The sequence below is a fragment of the Streptomyces sp. NPDC050211 genome, from assembly GCF_040656035.1.
GTDB lineage: Bacteria > Actinomycetota > Actinomycetes > Streptomycetales > Streptomycetaceae > Streptomyces.
The window spans coordinates 64,252-82,632 of sequence record NZ_JBFALC010000011.1 but is presented as its reverse complement, the minus strand read 5'-3'; the positions used below and the strand labels follow the sequence as shown (position 1 = coordinate 82,632).

The 18,381-nt window shown below is 70.2% G+C and carries 17 protein-coding genes; 10 read left to right on the top strand and 7 right to left on the bottom strand.

What is annotated here, in order from left to right:
- Positions 1–36: 36 nt before the first annotated feature.
- Positions 37–438 (top strand): hypothetical protein, encoded by a 402-nt coding sequence (locus AB0I98_RS14280; RefSeq protein WP_362940353.1) that lies wholly within the window; start codon positions 37–39, stop codon positions 436–438.
- Positions 439–723: 285 nt separating this feature from the next.
- Entirely contained in the window at positions 724–2,262 is a 1,539-nt protein-coding gene (locus AB0I98_RS14275) for an MFS transporter (protein ID WP_362940350.1), read from the top strand.
- A 245-nt stretch (positions 2,263–2,507) separates the two neighbouring features.
- Here AB0I98_RS14275 and AB0I98_RS14270 read toward each other — a convergent pair whose 3' ends face one another.
- The 3 genes from AB0I98_RS14270 to AB0I98_RS14260 all read right to left on the bottom strand — a co-directional run bounded on the left by AB0I98_RS14270 (position 2,508) and on the right by AB0I98_RS14260 (position 4,595).
- Positions 2,508–3,134, bottom strand: coding sequence for a 1,4-alpha-glucan branching protein (locus AB0I98_RS14270; RefSeq protein ID WP_362940347.1), 627 nt, complete (start codon positions 3,132–3,134; stop codon positions 2,508–2,510).
- 12 nt (positions 3,135–3,146) lie between these two features.
- On the bottom strand, positions 3,147–3,740 hold the full coding sequence (locus AB0I98_RS14265; protein WP_362940344.1) for a Uma2 family endonuclease: 594 nt from the start codon (positions 3,738–3,740) through the stop codon (positions 3,147–3,149).
- 177 nt (positions 3,741–3,917) lie between these two features.
- Positions 3,918–4,595, bottom strand: coding sequence for a GDSL-type esterase/lipase family protein (locus AB0I98_RS14260; RefSeq protein WP_362940341.1), 678 nt, complete (start codon positions 4,593–4,595; stop codon positions 3,918–3,920).
- Positions 4,596–4,684: 89 nt separating this feature from the next.
- Between AB0I98_RS14260 and AB0I98_RS14255 the strand changes: the two genes are divergently transcribed.
- On the top strand, positions 4,685–5,653 hold the full coding sequence (locus tag AB0I98_RS14255) for a WD40 repeat domain-containing protein (protein ID WP_362940338.1): 969 nt from the start codon (positions 4,685–4,687) through the stop codon (positions 5,651–5,653).
- Positions 5,654–5,664: 11 nt separating this feature from the next.
- Here the strand turns inward: AB0I98_RS14255 and AB0I98_RS14250 are convergent, their stop codons facing one another.
- Both AB0I98_RS14250 and AB0I98_RS14245 read right to left on the bottom strand, forming a co-directional pair.
- Positions 5,665–6,081: a PPOX class F420-dependent oxidoreductase gene (locus tag AB0I98_RS14250; protein WP_362940335.1), complete on the bottom strand. Its 417-nt coding sequence runs from the start codon at positions 6,079–6,081 to the stop codon at positions 5,665–5,667.
- A gap of 32 nt (positions 6,082–6,113) precedes the next feature.
- The gene (locus AB0I98_RS14245; RefSeq protein WP_362940332.1) at positions 6,114–6,890 is read right to left on the bottom strand and encodes a TetR/AcrR family transcriptional regulator; all 777 of its coding nucleotides are present in this window, start codon (positions 6,888–6,890) and stop codon (positions 6,114–6,116) included.
- An 89-nt stretch (positions 6,891–6,979) separates the two neighbouring features.
- On the opposite strand from AB0I98_RS14245, the gene AB0I98_RS14240 reads away from it, so the two are divergent.
- Genes AB0I98_RS14240 through AB0I98_RS14230 form a run of 3 tightly spaced genes read left to right on the top strand, consistent with a single transcriptional unit; the run spans position 6,980 to position 9,191 of the window.
- On the top strand, positions 6,980–7,951 hold the full coding sequence (locus AB0I98_RS14240) for an ATP-binding cassette domain-containing protein (RefSeq protein WP_362940329.1): 972 nt from the start codon (positions 6,980–6,982) through the stop codon (positions 7,949–7,951).
- Complete coding sequence (locus tag AB0I98_RS14235) at positions 7,948–8,769, top strand: ABC transporter permease (protein WP_328502637.1); 822 nt, start codon at positions 7,948–7,950, stop codon at positions 8,767–8,769. The genes AB0I98_RS14240 and AB0I98_RS14235 overlap by 4 nt, the downstream gene beginning before the upstream one ends.
- A 56-nt stretch (positions 8,770–8,825) precedes the next feature.
- Positions 8,826–9,191 (top strand): hypothetical protein, encoded by a 366-nt coding sequence (locus AB0I98_RS14230; RefSeq protein ID WP_362940326.1) that lies wholly within the window; start codon positions 8,826–8,828, stop codon positions 9,189–9,191.
- Between the two features lie 67 nt (positions 9,192–9,258).
- On the opposite strand, the gene serC is transcribed toward AB0I98_RS14230, so the two are convergent.
- A complete protein-coding gene (gene serC / locus AB0I98_RS14225; protein ID WP_362940323.1) occupies positions 9,259–10,377 on the bottom strand; it encodes a phosphoserine transaminase in 1,119 nt (372 codons plus the stop codon).
- 177 nt (positions 10,378–10,554) lie between these two features.
- Here serC and AB0I98_RS14220 point away from each other — a divergent pair, with 177 nt between their 5' ends.
- Entirely contained in the window at positions 10,555–13,434 is a 2,880-nt protein-coding gene (locus AB0I98_RS14220; RefSeq protein ID WP_362940320.1) for an FAD-binding and (Fe-S)-binding domain-containing protein, read from the top strand.
- 205 nt (positions 13,435–13,639) lie between these two features.
- Here the strand turns inward: AB0I98_RS14220 and AB0I98_RS14215 are convergent, their stop codons facing one another.
- Positions 13,640–14,071: a hypothetical protein gene (locus AB0I98_RS14215; RefSeq protein ID WP_362940317.1), complete on the bottom strand. Its 432-nt coding sequence runs from the start codon at positions 14,069–14,071 to the stop codon at positions 13,640–13,642.
- A gap of 137 nt (positions 14,072–14,208) precedes the next feature.
- Here AB0I98_RS14215 and AB0I98_RS14210 point away from each other — a divergent pair, with 137 nt between their 5' ends.
- From AB0I98_RS14210 to AB0I98_RS14200, 3 genes are all read left to right on the top strand, one after another.
- On the top strand, positions 14,209–14,379 hold the full coding sequence (locus AB0I98_RS14210; RefSeq protein ID WP_362940314.1) for a hypothetical protein: 171 nt from the start codon (positions 14,209–14,211) through the stop codon (positions 14,377–14,379).
- 389 nt (positions 14,380–14,768) lie between these two features.
- Positions 14,769–15,734, top strand: a complete 966-nt coding sequence (locus tag AB0I98_RS14205) for an EamA family transporter (protein WP_362940311.1) — start codon at positions 14,769–14,771, stop codon at positions 15,732–15,734.
- 76 nt (positions 15,735–15,810) lie between these two features.
- Positions 15,811–18,261, top strand: coding sequence for a hypothetical protein (locus tag AB0I98_RS14200; RefSeq protein WP_362940308.1), 2,451 nt, complete (start codon positions 15,811–15,813; stop codon positions 18,259–18,261).
- The last annotated feature ends 120 nt before the right edge of the window (positions 18,262–18,381 follow it).

Genomic DNA, 18,381 nt, shown 5'->3' with positions numbered 1-18,381 from the left:
GGTCACAGTATGTGAGCACCCGGAACCATTTGCGGCATGAACGAGAGAATCGCCGCCCCCTGGATCCCGACCTGGATCCCCGCCTCCGGCCTCGCCCTCCGTCACGCCGGCATTCACTTCGACGCCGTACGCATCAGAGGAGCTGAAGGGGAACGCATCGCCAACGAGCTGATGTCGGCCACGGACTTCGACGCGGGCCCCGTCGTCCAGGAGTTCAGCGGCGAACGGAACATGTACTTCCTGTTGCCCCCGCAAACCGCGTCCGCGCACCGCTGGCCGCCCGGCGTGCGCGCGCTGACGCGCGGTGACGGCATCCTGGCGTACGTGGGCGTACCGGCGTTGACAGGGGTCACCTGGCCGCTGGGCTGGCGATCGGTACCTACGGCGGACGTTCCTTTTGTGGCAGGGGAGCTGCTGTGGGAACTGGCGGTGAGGTGATTTGCACGGCGCCGTGCCCACAGCCTCAAGTGTTTCGTCAAGGGCGAGAATTGCCACATCGGAAGGCCGGATTTCCGTGCCGCCACCGGGGTTCGGTGGGTGTTAGGGTCGAACTCGTTCCGAGGCGCTGAGCCATATCGGCCCCCGTCTCGGAAATGTGTGGGCGTCCCGCTTCATTCGATTCCGTTCGCCCGATTTCCTCTCTCGTTGTGGAAGTCGGCTTGAACGTGGAGTCGCTTTCATGAACCGGGGGAGAAGCTTCCAGCCCACTCTTGGAGTTTCTTCATGTCTGCTGCTGACAGCACGGCTGTCGCTGCCCCGACGGGGTCGGATACCACTGGGTCCGGCCCCGCGTCCGGAGGCCGACATCTCGGTCTCGCCCTCTTCGTGATCGCCGCCGCGCAGTTGATGGTGATTCTCGACGCCACGATCACGAATATCGCTCTGCCCGCCATCCAGACCGACCTTGGTGTGTCGGACTCGAATCTGGCGTGGGTGGTGAATTCGTATGCGCTCGCCTTCGGTGGTCTGTTGCTGTTCGGCGGCAAGGCCGGGGATCTGTACGGGCGTCGGCGGATGTTCCAGGTCGGTATCGCTGTGTTCACCATCGCGTCCCTGCTGGGCGGGCTCGCGCCCAATGAGGGGCTGCTCATTGGGGCCCGCATTCTTCAGGGCATCGGCGCCGCGCTGGCCGCGCCCAGTGCGCTCGCGCTGATCACCACGACCTTCCCCGTCGGGAAGTCGCGTAATACGGCCATGGGTGTCTACGCGGCCATGGGCGGCGTCGGCGCCACCGTCGGGCTGCTGCTCGGCGGCATGCTCACCGATGTGCTCGACTGGCGTTGGGTGTTCTACGTCAACATTCCCATTGGACTGGTGGTGCTGGCCGGGACGCGGAATCTCGTCGAGGCCGAACGGCACCCCGGGCGCTTGGACGTGCCCGGTGCGATCACCGGTACCGGTGGGCTGATCGCCCTCGTCTATGGCATCACCCGCGGCGGTGAGCACGGGTGGGGCAACGGCCTCACGCTCGTCTCCTTCGCTGTCGCGGCCGTGCTGCTGGTTGTGTTCCTGGTGCTTCAGGCGCGGACCGGCGATCCGATGATGCCCTTGCGGTTGTTCAAGGACCGTAATCGGTGGGGGAGTTACGCCACGATGCTGTTCATCGGGGCCGGCATGTTCGCCACGTTCTACTTCCTGACGCTGTATATGCAGCTGATTCTTGGCTACAGCCCGGTCAGGACCGGGTTCGCGTATCTGCCGTTCAGCTTCGGGATGGCGGCGGCTGCCGGCATCAGCGCGAAGCTGGTCACGCATGTCGCGCCCCGGCTGATTGCCGGGCCGGGGCTGCTGGTGGCGGCCGTCGGCATGTTCTGGTTCGCCACACTGGAGCCGGACTCGTCGTATGCGGCGCATCTGATGCCGGCGATGTTCGTCACCGCGCTGGGACTCGGCATGAGCTTCGTGCCGATGACCCTCGGTGCGGTGAGCGGTGTCTCCCACGCGGACACCGGCGTCGCCTCGGCGCTGCTGAACACCGCCCAGCAGATCGGTGGCGCGCTCGGTCTCGCCGTCCTGTCCACCATCTCCACGTCGGCCGCTGACGACAAGCTGCCCGAGGCCGCCGGAGCCCTCTACCGGGGCCTGGCCACCGAGGACTTCGCCCTGGTCGCCAGGGCGGGCGACGCGCTGACCCACGGCTACACCGTGGCCTTCGCGGCAGCGGCCGGGATGTTCCTGGCCGGGCTCGTCGTCACCGCCCTCGCCGTCAACGCCGGAAGGCAGCACGTCGAGGAATCGGCGACACCCGTCCACATGGGCTGACATCCATCCCACGCCGACGACTCGGCGCGAAGGCCGGGTGTCCGCTGCCCACCGCTCGCAGGCACCGGACACCCGGCATGCGGTCAGGGCGTACTGGGAGCGGACGGGTGGGCCGGGGAGCACCGTGCGGCAGAGCCTTCCTCATCCCGCTCGCCGCGCTCGCGTTCTGGGCGGAGGATCACCTGATGGCTCCTGCGGAGCCGCGCGAGTCCGGTCCCGGGGGAAGTCGCCGGTCGTGAGCGGGGTCAGAGCACGGCGAACGGCGCCCGCACCCGCGTGCCGTCCGGCAACTCCCAGGCGCCGATGATGTGGCCGACCGCGCCCTCGGGCACCTCCGTGCCGGGCCGCAGGCGTCGGTGCAGTTGGAGGAGCGTTCCGTCGGCGAGGCGGAGCTCGGTGCCGTCCTTGTCGTCGGTGGCTGTGGCGGTGGAGGGGAGGGCGGGGCCCGTGTAGGAGCGGGCGACCTCGTGGTCCGGGGTGTCGCTGATGCTCTGCGCCTGGGCCTGCACGCGGCCTTCGATGAAGGCCAGCAGCTGGGCTACCAGGACGGGGTCGTGGCAGCCGTCGTAGGCCCAGCGCTTGCCCAGCACGCCGTGCTCCATCGTGCCGACGATGGCGTGGTCCGCGCCGTCGAGCGGGGCGCCTCGGTAGGTGAGCGGCACGAGGTAGGAGGCGGGGTGCGGGCCGGAGGTGTCGGTGGCCACCATGAACTCGATGCCGACCTCGCCCTCCGGGTCGTCCAGCCGGAAGCCGCCCGCCTTGGTCAACTCCGGTGCGCCCGCGCCGCCTTCGTACCAAGGGCGGGTGGGCAGCCAGGTCGTGAGCAGTTCCAGCTTGGTCGGCTTGAGGGTGGTGCGGTGGATGAAGGCCATGCCCTCAGCCTCTCATCGGTCGCGGGGAAACTCGTCGGTCTTGACGGTGAGGCCGAGGAACGTGGTGGTCATGTCGACGTCCCCGCCGTAGGCAACGGACGTGTCGCTAACGTAGTCGCCGTCCTTGGGCTGGGTGAACAAGTGGCACTTGCCCGTGTAAGGGTCGGCGATGAGGTAGACGGGGACTTCGGCGAGGGCGTATGCGGTCTTCTTGGGGCCGTAGTCGTTCTTGGCCGTGTCCGTGGAGATGACCTCGGCGATGAACTCGACGTCCTCGTAACGCCAGCGGCCCTCGGAGTTCTTCTCCGCACCGTCGCGCAGTTTCGCCACGTCCGGGGCGAGACCGTTCTTACGGCCGGGGAAGTCGATGCGGACGTCCGAGAACACTTTCGCGCGCCTGCCGAAGCGGTCCTCAAGCGCCCAGATGATCGCGCGAATGGTCTCCCAGTGGATGTCCCGCTGTGGCGACATGTAGATGGTCCCCTCGACGATCTCGACCTTGTATCCCTCGGGGACGGGCATCTTCTCGAGCCGCTCGAACATCTCGTCGAGCCAGTACGTGTCGTCGCTCTGGGCCATCGCGATCCTGTCTTCAATGACGGTCATCGTGGCGCTCCTCCCCGGCCGCCCCTCGCACAAGTGCGGCCGCGCAGTCCAACGATACGCACGGTGACCAGGGCACGGAGAGGAAGCTCACATGCCAGACCCAGGCGCCCGGCCCGCGCGCCCAAGGACGCCGCCGACTGGGCGCTGCGTCGAGTTCCTCTGAAAGGCCATTGACGGTCAGTCGGCCTCGTAGGGCTCCCCCACATCCCACGCCTGATACATCGCGTCCGCGAAGGCCGCCGCGATCCTGTGCTCGCCGCTCGCGTTCGGGTGGGTGCCGTCGTAGGTGTCGAAGTTGATGTCGTACGACGGTGGCGGCGACGCCAGCAGCAGGGGTGAGCGGGGCTCGTCCAGGTCGGCGACCGCCTTGGCCAGCAGTTCGTTGAAGCGGGTGACCTGGGCGGCGAAGGCGGCGTCCGTGTCGGCGCGGACGTTCGGGATCACCGGGAGTACGACCATCCGCACCTTCGGGTTCGCCGCCCGTGCCGCCGCCACGAAGGCCCGGGCGTTCTCCGCCGTCTGGTCGGCGTTCGTGTAGAAGCCCAGGTCGATCAGGCCCAGGGAGACCAAGAGCACATCCGCCCGGCACGACCGCACCGCCTCGCCGATCAGCGGGGTCATGTGCAGCCAGCCCTCGCCCCAGCCGGCGAGATGGGCGCGGGGGAAGTCGGGGTCGGCGTACTCGTACGACGTGGGGGTGCCCGTCGCCTGGTCGTACAGCGTCTCGCGCGGGCCGACCAGCTTGAACGGGCCGCCGTACGTCTCGCGCAGGTGCTGCCACAGCCGGTAACGCCATGTGTGTTCGCCCGCGCTTCCGATCGTCTGGGAGTCGCCGACGGGCATGAACCTGAGCATCCGCTCATGATGGACGATCAGCGGCGGCGGTGGGATGTGAAGCCCGACACGCTCCGTGAACGCGGGCTCGGGATGGCAGGCTTGGGGGCATGCGCCGACTGCTCGCGTTCCTTGCCGGGGTCCTCCTCGTGGGTGTGTTCGCCCTGCCCGCCTCCGCCGCCGACGGTGACGAGACCTTCTCCATCAGCGACCCCCGCATCACCGAGTCCAGCGGCCTCGCCGCCTCACGTCAGCACCCGGGCATCTACTGGACGCACAACGACCAGGACGACGGCGCCTACCTGTACGCCGTCGACAGCGCCACCGGCGAGACCGTCGCGCGGATCACCATGACCGGCGTGGGCATGCCGCGCGACGTCGAGGCCATCGCCATCGGGCCGGACAACCAGATCTGGGTCGGCGACATCGGCGACAACGACGGTGTCACCTGGCCCTATGTGTGGATCTACCAGCTGCCCGAGCCCAAGGACCTCACAGACCAGAGCGTCCGGGCCACGCAGTACGTCGTGAAGTACTCGAACGGTTCGCGGGACGCCGAGTCGATGGTCGTCCACCCCAAGACCGGGCGCGTCTACATCATCGACAAGCAGGAGGACGGCGGGCATCTGTACGAGGGCCCGGCCAAGCTCTCCACCTCCGGGAGCAACGTCTTCAAGCCCGCCGCCGCCGTCGACCTGTGGGCCACCGACGCCGCCTTCTCACCCGACGGCAAGCAGCTCGCCGTACGCGGATACTTCGGCGGGATCTCCTACGACTGGAACGACGGGAAGATCAAGCGGCAGGGGCGGATCAGCGTGCCGATCGGCCAGGGGGAGTCCGTCAGCTACAGCGTCGACGGCACGAAGCTGATGCTCGGGAGCGAGGGCGCGAACAGCGAGGTGGAGGCCAGGGACGCGCCCGACCGCGCCGACGAGTCCGAGTCGCCCTCCGGGAACGGGAGTTCGGCGGCGGGCGGGGACGGTGACGGCGACAGTGAAACCTTGAAGATCGGCGCCATCGCCGTCGTCGCGACACTCGGCGTCGGCCTCTGGTTCAGGCGGCTGCTGCGGCGGTCGTAGGCCCGCCTGCGTCAGTCCTGCGGCTTCTCCGCCACGGGCCGCACCTCGTAGTGCAGCGTCTGCGTCCGCATCACCTTGTGGGTCAGCGGCACGAACACCCCTTGCAGGAAGGGGTACTTCTTGCGCAGCAGCCGGGCCGCGTGCTTGTCCTCGTCACTGCCGCGGTCCAGCAGCCGGGCCCGCGCGTGGATCGCCGGACCGGTCGGGGCGCCGCGGACGGTGGAGGGGGCGATCTCCACCTCCGGGTTGTTGCGCAGGCGCTTCACCTTCGCGGCGGCGCCCGGCGTGCGGAAGTACGCGTGGTCACCCTCGACGGCGATGCTCACGGGGGTGCCGACTCCGGTGCCGTCCTTCTTGTGGCTGGTGAGGAGGACGGCCCACTGCTTGGTGAAGCGGGTGAGCTCGGGGCTCGTGCTCGGCGTATCCATGCCTTCCATACAGGCACCGATCGCCTGCTCTGTCACCCTTCGCCGCGCCGGGCGACGAACACCTCCAGGCCGTCCAGGATCCGCTGCAGTCCGAACTCGAAGTGGTCGAAGTCGGAGCCGAAGGCGTCCTCGGAGAGGGAGGCCATCACCGGGTAGCGGCCCGACGCGAGGACCTTTTCCAGCGTCGGCACCTGGGCCTGCCAGAACTCCGCGTCCGTGAGGCCGGTCCGGCGCTCCGCCTCCTGCTGGTACAGCTGCGTGCGGGCCGCGCCGACGACGTACCCGTCGATCATGATGATCGCCGAGACCAGTTCGGGGTCGCTCAGCCCCATCGGCCGGATGAGCGTGAGCACCTTCTCCATGCCGTCGAGCGCGCTCGGGCCGAGGATCGGGCGGGTCTGGTTGACCTGGAGCAGCCAGGGGTGGCGCCGGTAGAGGTCGAGGGTGGCGCGGCCCAGGGCCTCCAGCGCCGAGCGCCAGTCGCCCTCGCCGAGGTCGGCCGGGTTCTCGGACGGCTTCTGGACGCGGTCCAGCATCAGGTCGAGCAGCTCGCCCTTGCCGGGGACGTAGCGGTAGAGGGACATGGTGCCGGTGCCGAGTTCGGTGGCGACACGGCGCATCGAGAGCGCCTCCAGGCCGTCCGCGTCCGCGATCCGGACGGCCGCCTCCACGATCTGGTCAAGGCTCAGCCCCGGCTTCGGGCCGCGGCTGGGCCGTCGGCCGGTGTCCCACAGCAGTTTGAGCGTGCGCCCGATGTCGCCGCTGCCGCTGGTCTCCGTGGAGCCGGTACCGCCCTTGCCGCTCTTCATGACGCTCAGCTTAGATCCTCGAGCAAAAACTGGGTACAGTGTACGCGCAATCGGGTACGGTGTACTCAGTTGATGAGAAGGGGGACCCCATGAGTGACGGTTACGCGGTCCGGGCGGAGGGCCTGGAGAAGCGATACGGCGAGAAACGCGCCCTCGACGGCTTCGACCTCACCGTGCGCGAGGGCACCGTCCACGGCCTGCTCGGGCCGAACGGCGCCGGCAAGACCACCGCCGTCCGCATCCTGTCCACGCTGGTCCGGCTGGACGGCGGGAGCGCGACGGTGGCCGGCCTGGACGTCGTACGGCATCCCCGCGACGTGCGCGCGAGGATCGGGCTGACCGGGCAGTACGCCGCCGTGGACGAGGTGCTCACCGGGCGGCAGAACCTGGAGATGTTCGGCCGGCTGTTCCACCTCGGCGGAAAGCGGGCGCGGCTGCGGGCCACCGAGCTGCTGGACCAGTTCGACCTGGCCGACGCCGCCGACAAGGGCGTGGGCGCCTACAGCGGCGGCATGCGGCGCCGCCTCGACCTCGCCGCGTCGATGATCCTCGCCCCGGCGGTCCTCTTCCTGGACGAGCCGACGACGGGACTCGATCCCCGCAGCCGGGGTGAAGTCTGGGAGTCGGTAAGGGCGTTGGTCGCCAGCGGTACGACCGTACTGCTGACCACGCAGTACCTGGAGGAGGCCGACAAGCTGGCCTCGCACATCACCGTCATCGACCAGGGGCGGTCCATCGCCGACGACACCCCGGACGGGCTGAAGAACCTCGTCGGCGGTGACCGTATCGAGGTCGTGGTCGCCGAGCGGTCCGACATCCCGCGCGTGGTGAAGGTGGTCGCCCGTGTCTCGGACGGTGAACCCGAGGCCGACGAGACCGAACTGCGCGTGCACGCGCCGGTGACCGACCGGGTGTCCGCGCTCACCGAGGTCGCCCGCACCCTCCAGGACGAGGGCGTGCCGGTCGAGGACATAGGGCTGCGCAGGCCCAGCCTGGACGACGTGTTCCTGCGGCTGACCGGACACCGTACGGAGAAGACCGAGAAGGAGGCCGCGAAGTGAGCGCTCTCGACCTGACCGGGCACCCCACCCGCAGCCGCACCTACTGGGCACTCGCCGACTGCTGGAACATCGTCCGCCGCGGCCTCACCCACTACCAGCGCCAGCCCGTCAACATCGCCTGGCAGCTGGGCTTCCCGATCCTGTCCGTCCTCCTCTACGGCTATGTCTTCGGCAGCGCCATGAAGGTGCCCGGCGGCGGGAACTACCAGGACTTCCTGATGCCGGGCATGTTCGTGATGACCATGGCCTTCGGCTTCATCAACACGGCGACCGTCGTGGTGTACGACTCCACCAAGGGCGTCATCGACCGGTTCCGCTCCATGCCGATGGCCTCCTCCGCGGTCGTCGCCGGACGCGGCGTGACCGACCTCGTCGTGGCCTGCGCGGAACTCGGCATCATGATGCTGACGGCCTTCGCGATGGGCTGGCGCCCGGACGGCGGCTTCGGCTTCCTCGCGGCCTTCGGACTGCTGTTGTGGCTGCGGTTCGCGCTGATCTGGATCGGCGTGTGGCTGGGCCTGCTCGTACCCAACCCCGAGGCGGCGGGCGGACTCTTCGCGGTCGCCTTCCCGCTGACGATGATCTCCAGCATCTTCGTCGCCCCGCAGCTGATGCCGGACTGGCTCGGCTGGGTCGCGGCCTGGAACCCCATCTCCTCCACGGCGGCGGCCACCCGCGACCTCTTCGGCTCACCGGGCGCGACCGGCGACTCCTGGGTGGAGCAGCACGCGCTGCTGATGGCGGGAGTGTGGCCGGTGATCCTCACGCTGATCTTCCTGCCGCTCGCGGTGCGGCGGTTCCAGAAGCTCAGCCGCTGAGGTGGGCATCCCTCGTCCTCCGGCGGGAGACTGAAGGTGACGAACCTGGAGGAATCATGACAGCGGTGACGAAGGAAGGTACCGCGGTCGCCCTGGAGGGCGAGGGCGTGGAACTGCGCAAGACCACCATCGGCGGAGAGATGAGCGTCGCGTTCGTCCGGCTGCCGAAGGGCACGGACATGGCGCCGGCCCTGAAGGGCCTGCCCGATGACATGTGCCAGTGCCCCCACTGGGGCTACCTGTTCTCGGGCCGTCTGCAGATGCGGACCCCCGAGGGCGAGGAGACCTATGAACCGGGGCAGGCGTTCTACTGGGCACCCGGTCACGTTCCGCTGGCGCTGGAGGACTGCGAGTACATCGACTTCTCGCCGACGGCCGAGTTCGACCAGGTCATCGACCATGTGAAGTCCCAGATGGTGTGATCAGGCCGTACGACGATGAGGGGCGCCCGGAAAGTTCCGGGCGCCCCTCATCCTCGTACGGCTGCGATCAGAGCTTCTCGATCACGTAGTCGATGCACTTGGTCAGCGCCTCGATGTCGGCCGGGTCGATCGCCGGGAACATCGCGACGCGCAGCTGGTTGCGGCCGAGCTTGCGGTAGGGCTCGGTGTCGACGATGCCGTTGGCGCGCAGGACCTTGGCGACGGCGGCGGCGTCGATCTCGTCCGTGAAGTCGATCGTGCCGATGACCGCCGAGCGCTTGGCCGGGTCGGTGACGAAGGGGTTGGCGTACTTGATGTCCTCGGCCCAGCCGTACAGCGTGCGGGCGGAGGTGGCGGTGCGGCGGACCGCCCAGTCCAGGCCGCCCTGGCCGTTGATCCACTCCAGCTGGTCGTTCAGGAGGAAGAGGGTGGCGAGGGCGGGGGTGTTGTACGTCTGGTTCTTGCGGGAGTTGTCGATCGCCGTGGGGAGGCTGAAGAACTCCGGGATGTGGCGGCCGGACGCGTGGATGCGCTCGGCGCGCTCGATCGCGGCGGGGGAGAAGACGCCGATCCACAGGCCGCCGTCGGAGGCGAAGGACTTCTGCGGGGCGAAGTAGTAGACGTCGGTCTCGGACACGTCGACCGGGAGGCCGCCGGCACCCGAGGTGGCGTCGACCAGGACGAGGGCGCCCTCGTCGGCACCGGCCACCCGCTTGATCGGCATGGCGACACCGGTGGACGTCTCGTTGTGGGTGAAGGCGTAGACGTCGACGCCCTCCGCCGCGACCGGCTCCGGGTGCGTGCCCGGGTCGGTGGAGATGACGTCCGGCTCGGCGAGCCAGGGGGCGAGCTTGGCGGCCTTGGCGAACTTGGAGGAGAACTCGCCGAAGGTGAGGTGCTGGGACTTGTTCTCGATCAGGCCGTGGGTCGCGATGTCCCAGAACGCGGTCGAGCCGCCGTTGCCGAGGACGACCTCATAGCCCTCGGGCAGCTGGAACAGGTCGCGCACGCCCTCGCGCACCTTGCCGACCAGGTTTTTCACCGGGGCCTGGCGGTGGGAGGTGCCCATGAGAGAGGCGCCGGTGGCGGCCAGCGCGTCCAGCGCTTCCGTCCGCACCTTGGAGGGGCCAGCGCCGAAACGTCCGTCGGCGGGCTTGATGTCAGCGGGAATCTGGATCTCAGCCACGGGGTGAGGTTAGCCGGTGGGGGAAACCTGGGTGAAACCTCGTCCGTCGGGTGAGACGGCGTTTGGGTGACCGTCCCTGGGGGCTGCCGCCCCCAGACCCCCGCTTCGGCCTGAACGGCCTCGTCCTCAAACGCCGGACGGGCTGGATTGCCGGACGTCGGCTGGTTTGCTGGAGGAATGAGGGATCTAGAGGCTGCGCTGCGTTCCGTCGTCCGTGGCGAGGTCGGGTTCGACGTCACCTCGCGGGCGCTGACCACCATGGACGCGTCCAACTACCGGCGTGTCCCCTTGGGTGTGGTCGCACCACATGACGCTGACGACGTCGCCGCCGTGCTGGAAGTGTGCCGGGACCACATGGTGCCGGTGGTGGCCCGGGGTGGAGGTACCTCCATCGCCGGACAGGCCACCGGTACCGGCATCGTGCTGGACTTCACCCGTCACATGAACCGGCTCGTGTCCCTGGACCCCGAGGCCCGCACCGCCGTCGTCCAGCCCGGCCTCGTCCTCGACCGCCTTCAGGACGCCGCCGCCCCGCACGGCCTGCGCTTCGGGCCCGACCCCTCCACCCACAGCCGGTGCACGCTCGGCGGAATGATCGGCAACAACTCCTGCGGCTCGCACTCGGTGGCGTGGGGGACCACCGCGGACAGCGTGCGGGAACTGTCCGTGCTCACCGCGCGCGGCGAGCGACTGCGGCTCGGGCAGGGGTGGGCCGGGGCGCCGGAGGGGCTACGGGCCCTGGTGGACGGTGAGTTGGCGAGGCTGCGGACCGGATTCCCGGACCTGCCCCGCCGTATCTCCGGATACGCGCTGGACGCGCTGCTGCCCGAGAAGGGCGCCGATGTCGCCCGTTCCTTCTGCGGCAGCGAGGGCACCTTGGGCGTCCTCACCGAGGCGGTCGTACGACTGGTGGAGGCGCCACGCGCGCGTGCGCTGGCCGTGCTGGCGTACGCCGACGAGAGCGCGGCGGCGGAGGCGGCGGCCGGGCTGCTGCCGTACGGGCCGCTCACGGTGGAGGGGATGGCGGCGGACCTGGTGCCGTCGGCGACCGCGCTGCCCCGGGGCGGGGCCTGGCTGTTCGTGGAGACGGGCGGGTCGGACACGGCGGAGGCACGCGCGCGTGCGGAGGCGATCGTGCGGGCCGCCGATGTCGTGGACGCGCTGGTGATGACCGATCCGGCCGGGCAACGGGCGCTGTGGCGCATCCGGGAGGACGCGAGCGGTACGGCCACCCGGATGCCGGACGGCAGCGAGGCCTGGCCGGGCTGGGAGGACTGCGCGGTGCCGCCCGAGCGACTGGGCGCATATTTGCGGGACTTCAGGGGGCTGCTGAATGCTCACGGGCTGCGCGGGACGCCGTACGGGCACTTCGGGGACGGCTGCATCCACGTCCGGATCGACTTCGACCTCTTCTCCGACGCGGGGATCGGCCGCTTCCGGCGCTTCTCGGAGGAGCTGGCCGAGATCGTCGTGGCGCACGGCGGCTCGCTGTCGGGGGAGCACGGGGACGGGCAGGCGCGGGCGGAACTGCTGCCGAAGATGTACGGGGAGGAGATGGTGGGGCTCTTCGAGCGGGCGAAGGGGGTCTGGGACCCGGACGACCTGCTCAACCCGGGCATGCTGGTCCGGCCGGCGGCGCTGGACACCAACCTCCGCTTCTCCGTCCTGCCGCGCGAGCCGGTGGACGTCGTGTTCGGCTACCCGTCCGACGGCGGCGACTTCTCGGCGGCGGTACGGCGGTGCGTGGGGGTCGCCAAATGCCGTACGACGTCGGTGTCCGGGCCTTCCGTCATGTGCCCGTCCTTCCGGGTGACCGGCGAGGAACAGCACTCCACACGCGGGCGTGCCCGGCTGCTGCACGAGATGCTGGCGGGCGAGCTGGTGACCGACGGCTGGCGCTCCGAGGAGGTCCGGGACGCGCTGGATCTGTGCCTGTCCTGCAAGGGGTGCCGGTCGGACTGCCCGGTCGAGGTGGACATGGCCACGTACAAGGCGGAGTTCCTGCACCACCACTACGCCGGGCGGCGCCGCCCGGCCGCGCACTACAGCATGGGGTGGCTGCCGGTGTGGCTGCGGGCGGTTACGCGCACGGCGCCGGTGGTCAATGCCCTTGCTTCCCTACGGCCGTTGGCCCGGGTCGCGAAACGGCTGGGCGGGATCGCGCCCGAACGGGAGATTCCGCGGCTGGCGACGGAGACGTTCAGCCGGTGGTGGGGGCGGCGGGTCAAGGAGCGGGCCGGACGGGTGCTGAGGCCGGTACGGGAAGGGGACGCCTCCTTCGGCGACGGCCTCCACACCGTCGCCCTGCTCTGGCCGGACACCTTCACCGAGCATCTGTCGCCGACGGTGGGGCAGGCGGCCGTACGGGTCCTGGAGGCGGCGGGGATCTCGGCGGTGCTGCCGCCGACGAGGACGATGGCGGGGCGCCGGGGGCGGGTCTGCTGCGGACTGACGTATGTGTCGACGGGCCAACTCGACCGGGCACGGCGGGTGGTGGGCCGTACGCTCGACCTCCTGGAGCCCTTGCTGGACCGGCCCGTACCTGTCATCGTCCTGGAACCCAGCTGCGCGGCAGCCCTGCGCTCCGACGTCCCCGAACTCCTCCCCGACGACCCCCGCGCCCACCGCCTCGCCGACCGCGTCCTGACCTTCGCGGAGGCCCTGGAGCAGCTGGCGCCCGACTGGACGCCGCCCCGCGTGGACCGTCCGGTGGTCGGCCAGACCCATTGCCACCAGCACGCGGTGCTGGGTGACGCGGCGGATCGGCGGTTGCGTCAATTGGCTGGCTTGGAGGGTGAGTTGAGCGGAGGCTGCTGCGGTCTCGCGGGCAACTTCGGCTTCGAGAAGGGGCACTTCGGGGTGTCGGTGGCGTGCGCGGAGGAGCAGTTGGTGCCGGCGGTGCGGGGCGCGGGTGAGGGGGCGGTGGTGCTGGCGGACGGGTTCTCCTGCCGGACGCAGTTGGGGGAGGTGACGGGGGTGCGGGGGCGGCATGTGGCGGAGGTGTTGGCGGAGGCTTTGGATGTGCTTCCGCGAGGTGCCGGTTCAGGCCGCGGCTGAGGGGGTTAGTAACTGCTCGCTGAGAGGCGTGCAGAAGGTCGCTTTAGCTCGATCGTGTGATGGTCCGCTTGCAGGCTTGCGGCGCCCTGGACCATCCGGGTTAACGTGGTCGTGCGATCTGGGACGCCGAGTTCGGCGCCAGCGTGCGGGGCCCCTGCTCCACCGGAGTGATGGTTCAGGGCCTCCCCGTCGCCACTGGCCGTGCTCATCTGGCCAGGTCGTACAGGGAACTGGCCTCCCGGGCTCGGACCACGCACAGGATGCGTGTCGCCGCCCCGGGGTCGAGTACGCCGGGGACCAGTGCGCCCAAGACCGTTCGGGGCGTGCGGCTGAATGGGCCACTCCTGTTCAGTCCAAAGGAACGGTGCAGGCCGACCAGGATCCGTCGGCCGGATGCCGCGAGTTGTTCCGTGGCGGCGAGCAGCAGCTCCGTGCCGGGCGCGGAGCCACCGGTGTCGTCGGGGCGGGTGACGCTGGTGAGCACCAGGACGAGGCCCGGCTCAGGCCGGTGTTCCGGCAGCGTGTCGGTCTGGGGTGAGCCGACCACGCGGATCCGGCGCCGCGTGCCCAGGTACCCGGCGAAGGCCCGCGCCTCGGCGGGCGACGAGGAGGTGATCGTACGCAGCCGGGGGCGCAACTGCCGTGCTCCGGGCGCCTCTTGAGGTCCCAGATACCAGCGAACTCGCCGCCAGCGGCAGCCGCGCGAACCGCTCGGTACATTCGAGCGACCAGTCGCCGGCACCGGTCACCACCAGCAGGTCCGCTGCGGGCGCCGTGCCCGGCGTCGCCACCGGCACCGGGTCCCCGGGCGTGATGCGCGACAGGTCGGGCACCAACTGGGTCACCGACCAGCGCCGCCGCCCGGTCTCGGCGAGGAGCGGCCGGATGTGGTACGTGCCCCAGGGCTCGTTGGTGGCGATCAGCACCCGCAGCCGCCGACGGTGACGGGGCGGCGTGGCGAAGGCGGGCTGACGGGTGCTCGCGGCGAGGGCAAGACCGGCCACTGCGGCGGCTCCTCCGCGGAGCACGGCGCGGCGGGACAGGAGGGGCGGGAGAGGTGGGAGGGGCTGCGCCGGGGGCTGGGTCACCGGCTCACGGTCTCAGCCCGCTCCGTACCGGTCAGGACTTTCACCAGAGGCCCGGAGTGCGTCAATGCGGTGTTTCCGCTTCCGCTCTCCGATGGACACGGGGGCGCAGCGATCGCCCGTCTCGGCATGAAAGACAGTGGCATAACGAGTTCACACGCCTGACGGAGTCCACTACCCTGGACCGAGCAGTGCATCATGCTGAACGAAATGATGAACGAACCCCGAGCTGATCCTCTGGAAGGCCCCGTGAGCACCCCCAGCGCCGCCGCCCCGTCCGACCCGACCTCGGTTGCCGCTCCCGTGACGGATCATGGGCCCGCTCCGGCGGGTGCCCCGCGCCGCTGGGGCTCCCTGGGCTCCATCGGCCTGGTGCTGTCCGCGGGCATCTCCGTGCAGTTCGGCGGCGCCCTCGCGGCGAGCCTGATGCCGCGGGCCGGGGCGTCCGGGGTGGTGACCCTGCGGCTGGTGGCCGCCGCGCTGGTCCTGCTCGTCGTCTGCCGGCCGCGGCTGCGCGGGTACACGCGTGCGGACTGGGGCACGGTCGTCGTCTTCGGCATCACGATGGCCGGGATGAACGGGCTCTTCTACCAGTCCATCGACCGCATCCCCCTGGGCCCGGCGGTAGCCCTGGAAGTCCTGGGCCCCCTGGCGCTCTCGGTCGCCGCCTCCCGCCGGGCGGTCAACCTCGTCTGGGCGGCTCTCGCCCTCGCCGGTGTCTTCCTCCTCAGCGGCGGAGGCTTCGGCGGCCTCGACCCCGTCGGTGTCCTGTTCGCCCTGGGTGCCGGTGCCATGTGGGCGGCGTACATCGTCTTCAGCGCCCGTACGGGGCGCCGCTTCCCGCAGGCCGACGGGCTCGCCCTCGCGATGGTGGTCGCGGCGCTGGTGTTCCTCCCGCTGGGCATCGCCGAATCCGGCGCGAAGCTCCTCGACCCCACGACGATCGCCCTCGGCTCGGCGGTGGCGGTCCTCTCCTCCGTCCTCCCCTACACCCTCGAACTCGTCGCCCTGCGCCGTCTCCCGGCCTCCACCTTCGCGATCATGATGAGCCTGGAACCGGCCATCGCCGCGACGGCCGGCTTCCTCGTCCTGAACCAGGCCCTGACCGCCACGGAGTCGGCGGCGATCGCGCTGGTGATCGCTGCGAGCATGGGGGCGGTGCGGACTCAGGTGGGGCGGGGGAAGGCGAAGTCGCCGGACACCTTGGGCAGTTGACGCCTCGCCCGCCCGTCGGCATCTCGTACATTCTGCGCATTGTCAGCGGCAGTCGGCAGCCTCACGCTGAGCTGTCATGGACAACGGAACACCGGGCGCGCACGTCGGTGAACCACCCCCGCCGGGGCCGGTCGAACTGGTCGAACTGGTCATACCCGGCACCGGTGTCGTGGACCGCGAGGAGGTTCTCCGGCCGCCCGGGGTACGCCAGGTGAGCGGGGACGACAGCGCGGGCTGGTACCGGCCCGCAGAGGAGGGCACGGACGGGCCGCGCACCCTGCGGGAGGTGTACGACTGGCCCCGGCTGCTGATCGGCGGGGCCGGCCGGGCCGCCTGGCTCTTCCTCCTGCCGTTTCTCGTGATCAACCTGGTGACGTGGATGCAGCCACGCTTACCGGAACGCTCATGGCAGGGCTCCCTGTACAGCTTCGGGGCGCGGCTGCTCGGACTCTCCCTGACCGTGATGCTGGTCGGCGTCTTCGGGCAGGCGGCCATGGACCAGGTCGTCTGGCAGTGCGGAGCCGAGACCGCCGACTGCGTCTCGGGGAACTTCGCGGTGACCGCGGCTCGGAAACTGGACACCGGGGCGGGCCTGGCCCTTGCGTCCCTCGCGCCGCTGATCGTCGGCACCCTGATGGCGTTCAGCGCCCGGGACGCCAAACGCGAGTACCGCCCGGTGCTCAGGACCGCCTCGTGCGAGACCTACGAGCAGGCCGAGGAACGGGACCGGCACCGGCGCAACGGACACAGCACCCGGCGGCCCCTGGAGGTCCGCGGCTTCTGGGAGCACAACACGCGGGCGAAGGGCCTGACGACACGGCACCTGTGTGCGGGACTGCTCACCGTGGCCATGCTGCTCATCGTCCCGCCGCTCCAGTACGACCTGCGCGAGGGCGACGCCACCCCGGCCCTGACCGTGTTCGTGTTGACCTTGGTCATGGCCCTCCTCGTGGTGATCGACGGCCCGTACTTCCGCGCCACCTACGTCCAGCGCGACGGAACCATGGGCAGTCCACGGCGCAGGCTCCGATGGCCCCTGCGGTACGCGAAGTCCGCTGTCGGCGCCTGCTCACTGGTGACGATCGCCGCCATGCTGTGCTGCGCGGTGCCGTCCCGGGACTGGGACGCCGCCCGCGAACGCTCCACGATGCTGCCCGGCATGGGGGCGGAGGCGAACTGCGTGGTGATCGCCCAGGGCGTCGGCCTCGTGCTCATGGTCATCGCCTGTCTCGCCATGGTCCGCGGAGAGACCGGTTCGGCGTCCAGGACGACCCTGTACGGGCTGCTGGGGCCCGTGGTGGGCGTGCTGGCCTGCTTCACGGGCTGGCTGTACACCGCCGCGTTCTCCCTGTGGCTCCAGGGCTGGCTCACCCCCGACGGTGACCCGTACGCGACCCTCATCCCACGGGCCGTCCAGGTGGTCGCGGCGGCCTTCCCGCTGGTCGTGCTGATCGGGGTGGCGGTGGGCGCCATCGCCGCCGCGTGCACGGCCCTGCGCCACCCCTGGCGACGGGGCCTCACACCTCCGGACCCAGAACCCCGCACGGACCCCGACGACAACCTCGACAACGAACGCCAGTGGAGAAGACTGCGGTTCGCGGAGCACGCCGGAGTCCGCGCCCTGATCTGGTACGACCGCGGCCTGGCCACCCTCGCGGTCCTGGTCGTCGTCCTGACCTGCGCCATGTACGGGGCCTACTGGGTCGGCGACGGCTCCTGGCTGGCGGGCGTACGGGACGTCATGGTCGACGTACTACAGCAGTTGACGACACTCGGAGCCGTCATCCTCGTGGGTCTCGTCGCGGTGGCCGTGTTCGCCGTACGAGCCATCGTGCTGCGGCCCGAGATGCGCCGGAACGCGGGGCTGGCCTGGGCGTTCGGCGCGTTCTGGCCGCGCGCCGCGCACCCGTTCACCCCGGCGGCCTGGGCGGTGCGCACCGTCCCCGAACTCGTGCACCGGATCGAGCACCTGCTGGACGAGAGCGACCGCCGCCGCATGCTGATCCAGGCACACTCCATGGGATCCGTGATCGCCGTGGCGGCCCTGTGGCAGGTACGGCCCGACCTGCGCTGGCGCATCGCCCTGCTGACCACGGGCAGTCCGGTCGGTGTGGTGTTCCAGCGCCACTACCCCGGCTACGCGCCCGCCGACTCGATCCACGCCCTGGACACCCTGCACGCCTGGATCAACATCCACCGCACGACCGACGTACTGGCGGGACCCGTCGTCGGGGGCGCGGGGGAGAACGGCGGATTCGAGGACGTGGAGTGGAAGGACGGGGCGGACCCGACAGCCGAACCCGTCACGGCGGACCCAGGACGCACCACGGGCCAGCCCGTCTTCTGGCCCCTGGAACGCCACCTCGGCTACCGCCGCGCGCCGCGACTCCGCCCGATCCGCAGACGCCTCCTCGACGGCCTCGCCGAGGCGCAGCCGCCACCGCCTCCGGCCGTCCCGCCTTCACGCGTCAGCGGAGGACACCGCCCCCGGCTGCCGTCACGAAGTGAGCGAAGGCTCCGGGGGTGACGGAGAGGACACCCCGAAGAGCAAAACCCCAGGTGACCGAACCCCACCTTGGGGACACATCTGCCCATCACCTCATCACCTGGCCCCCTGTGAGAGGCTCGGTGGGAGTAATAATGCAAG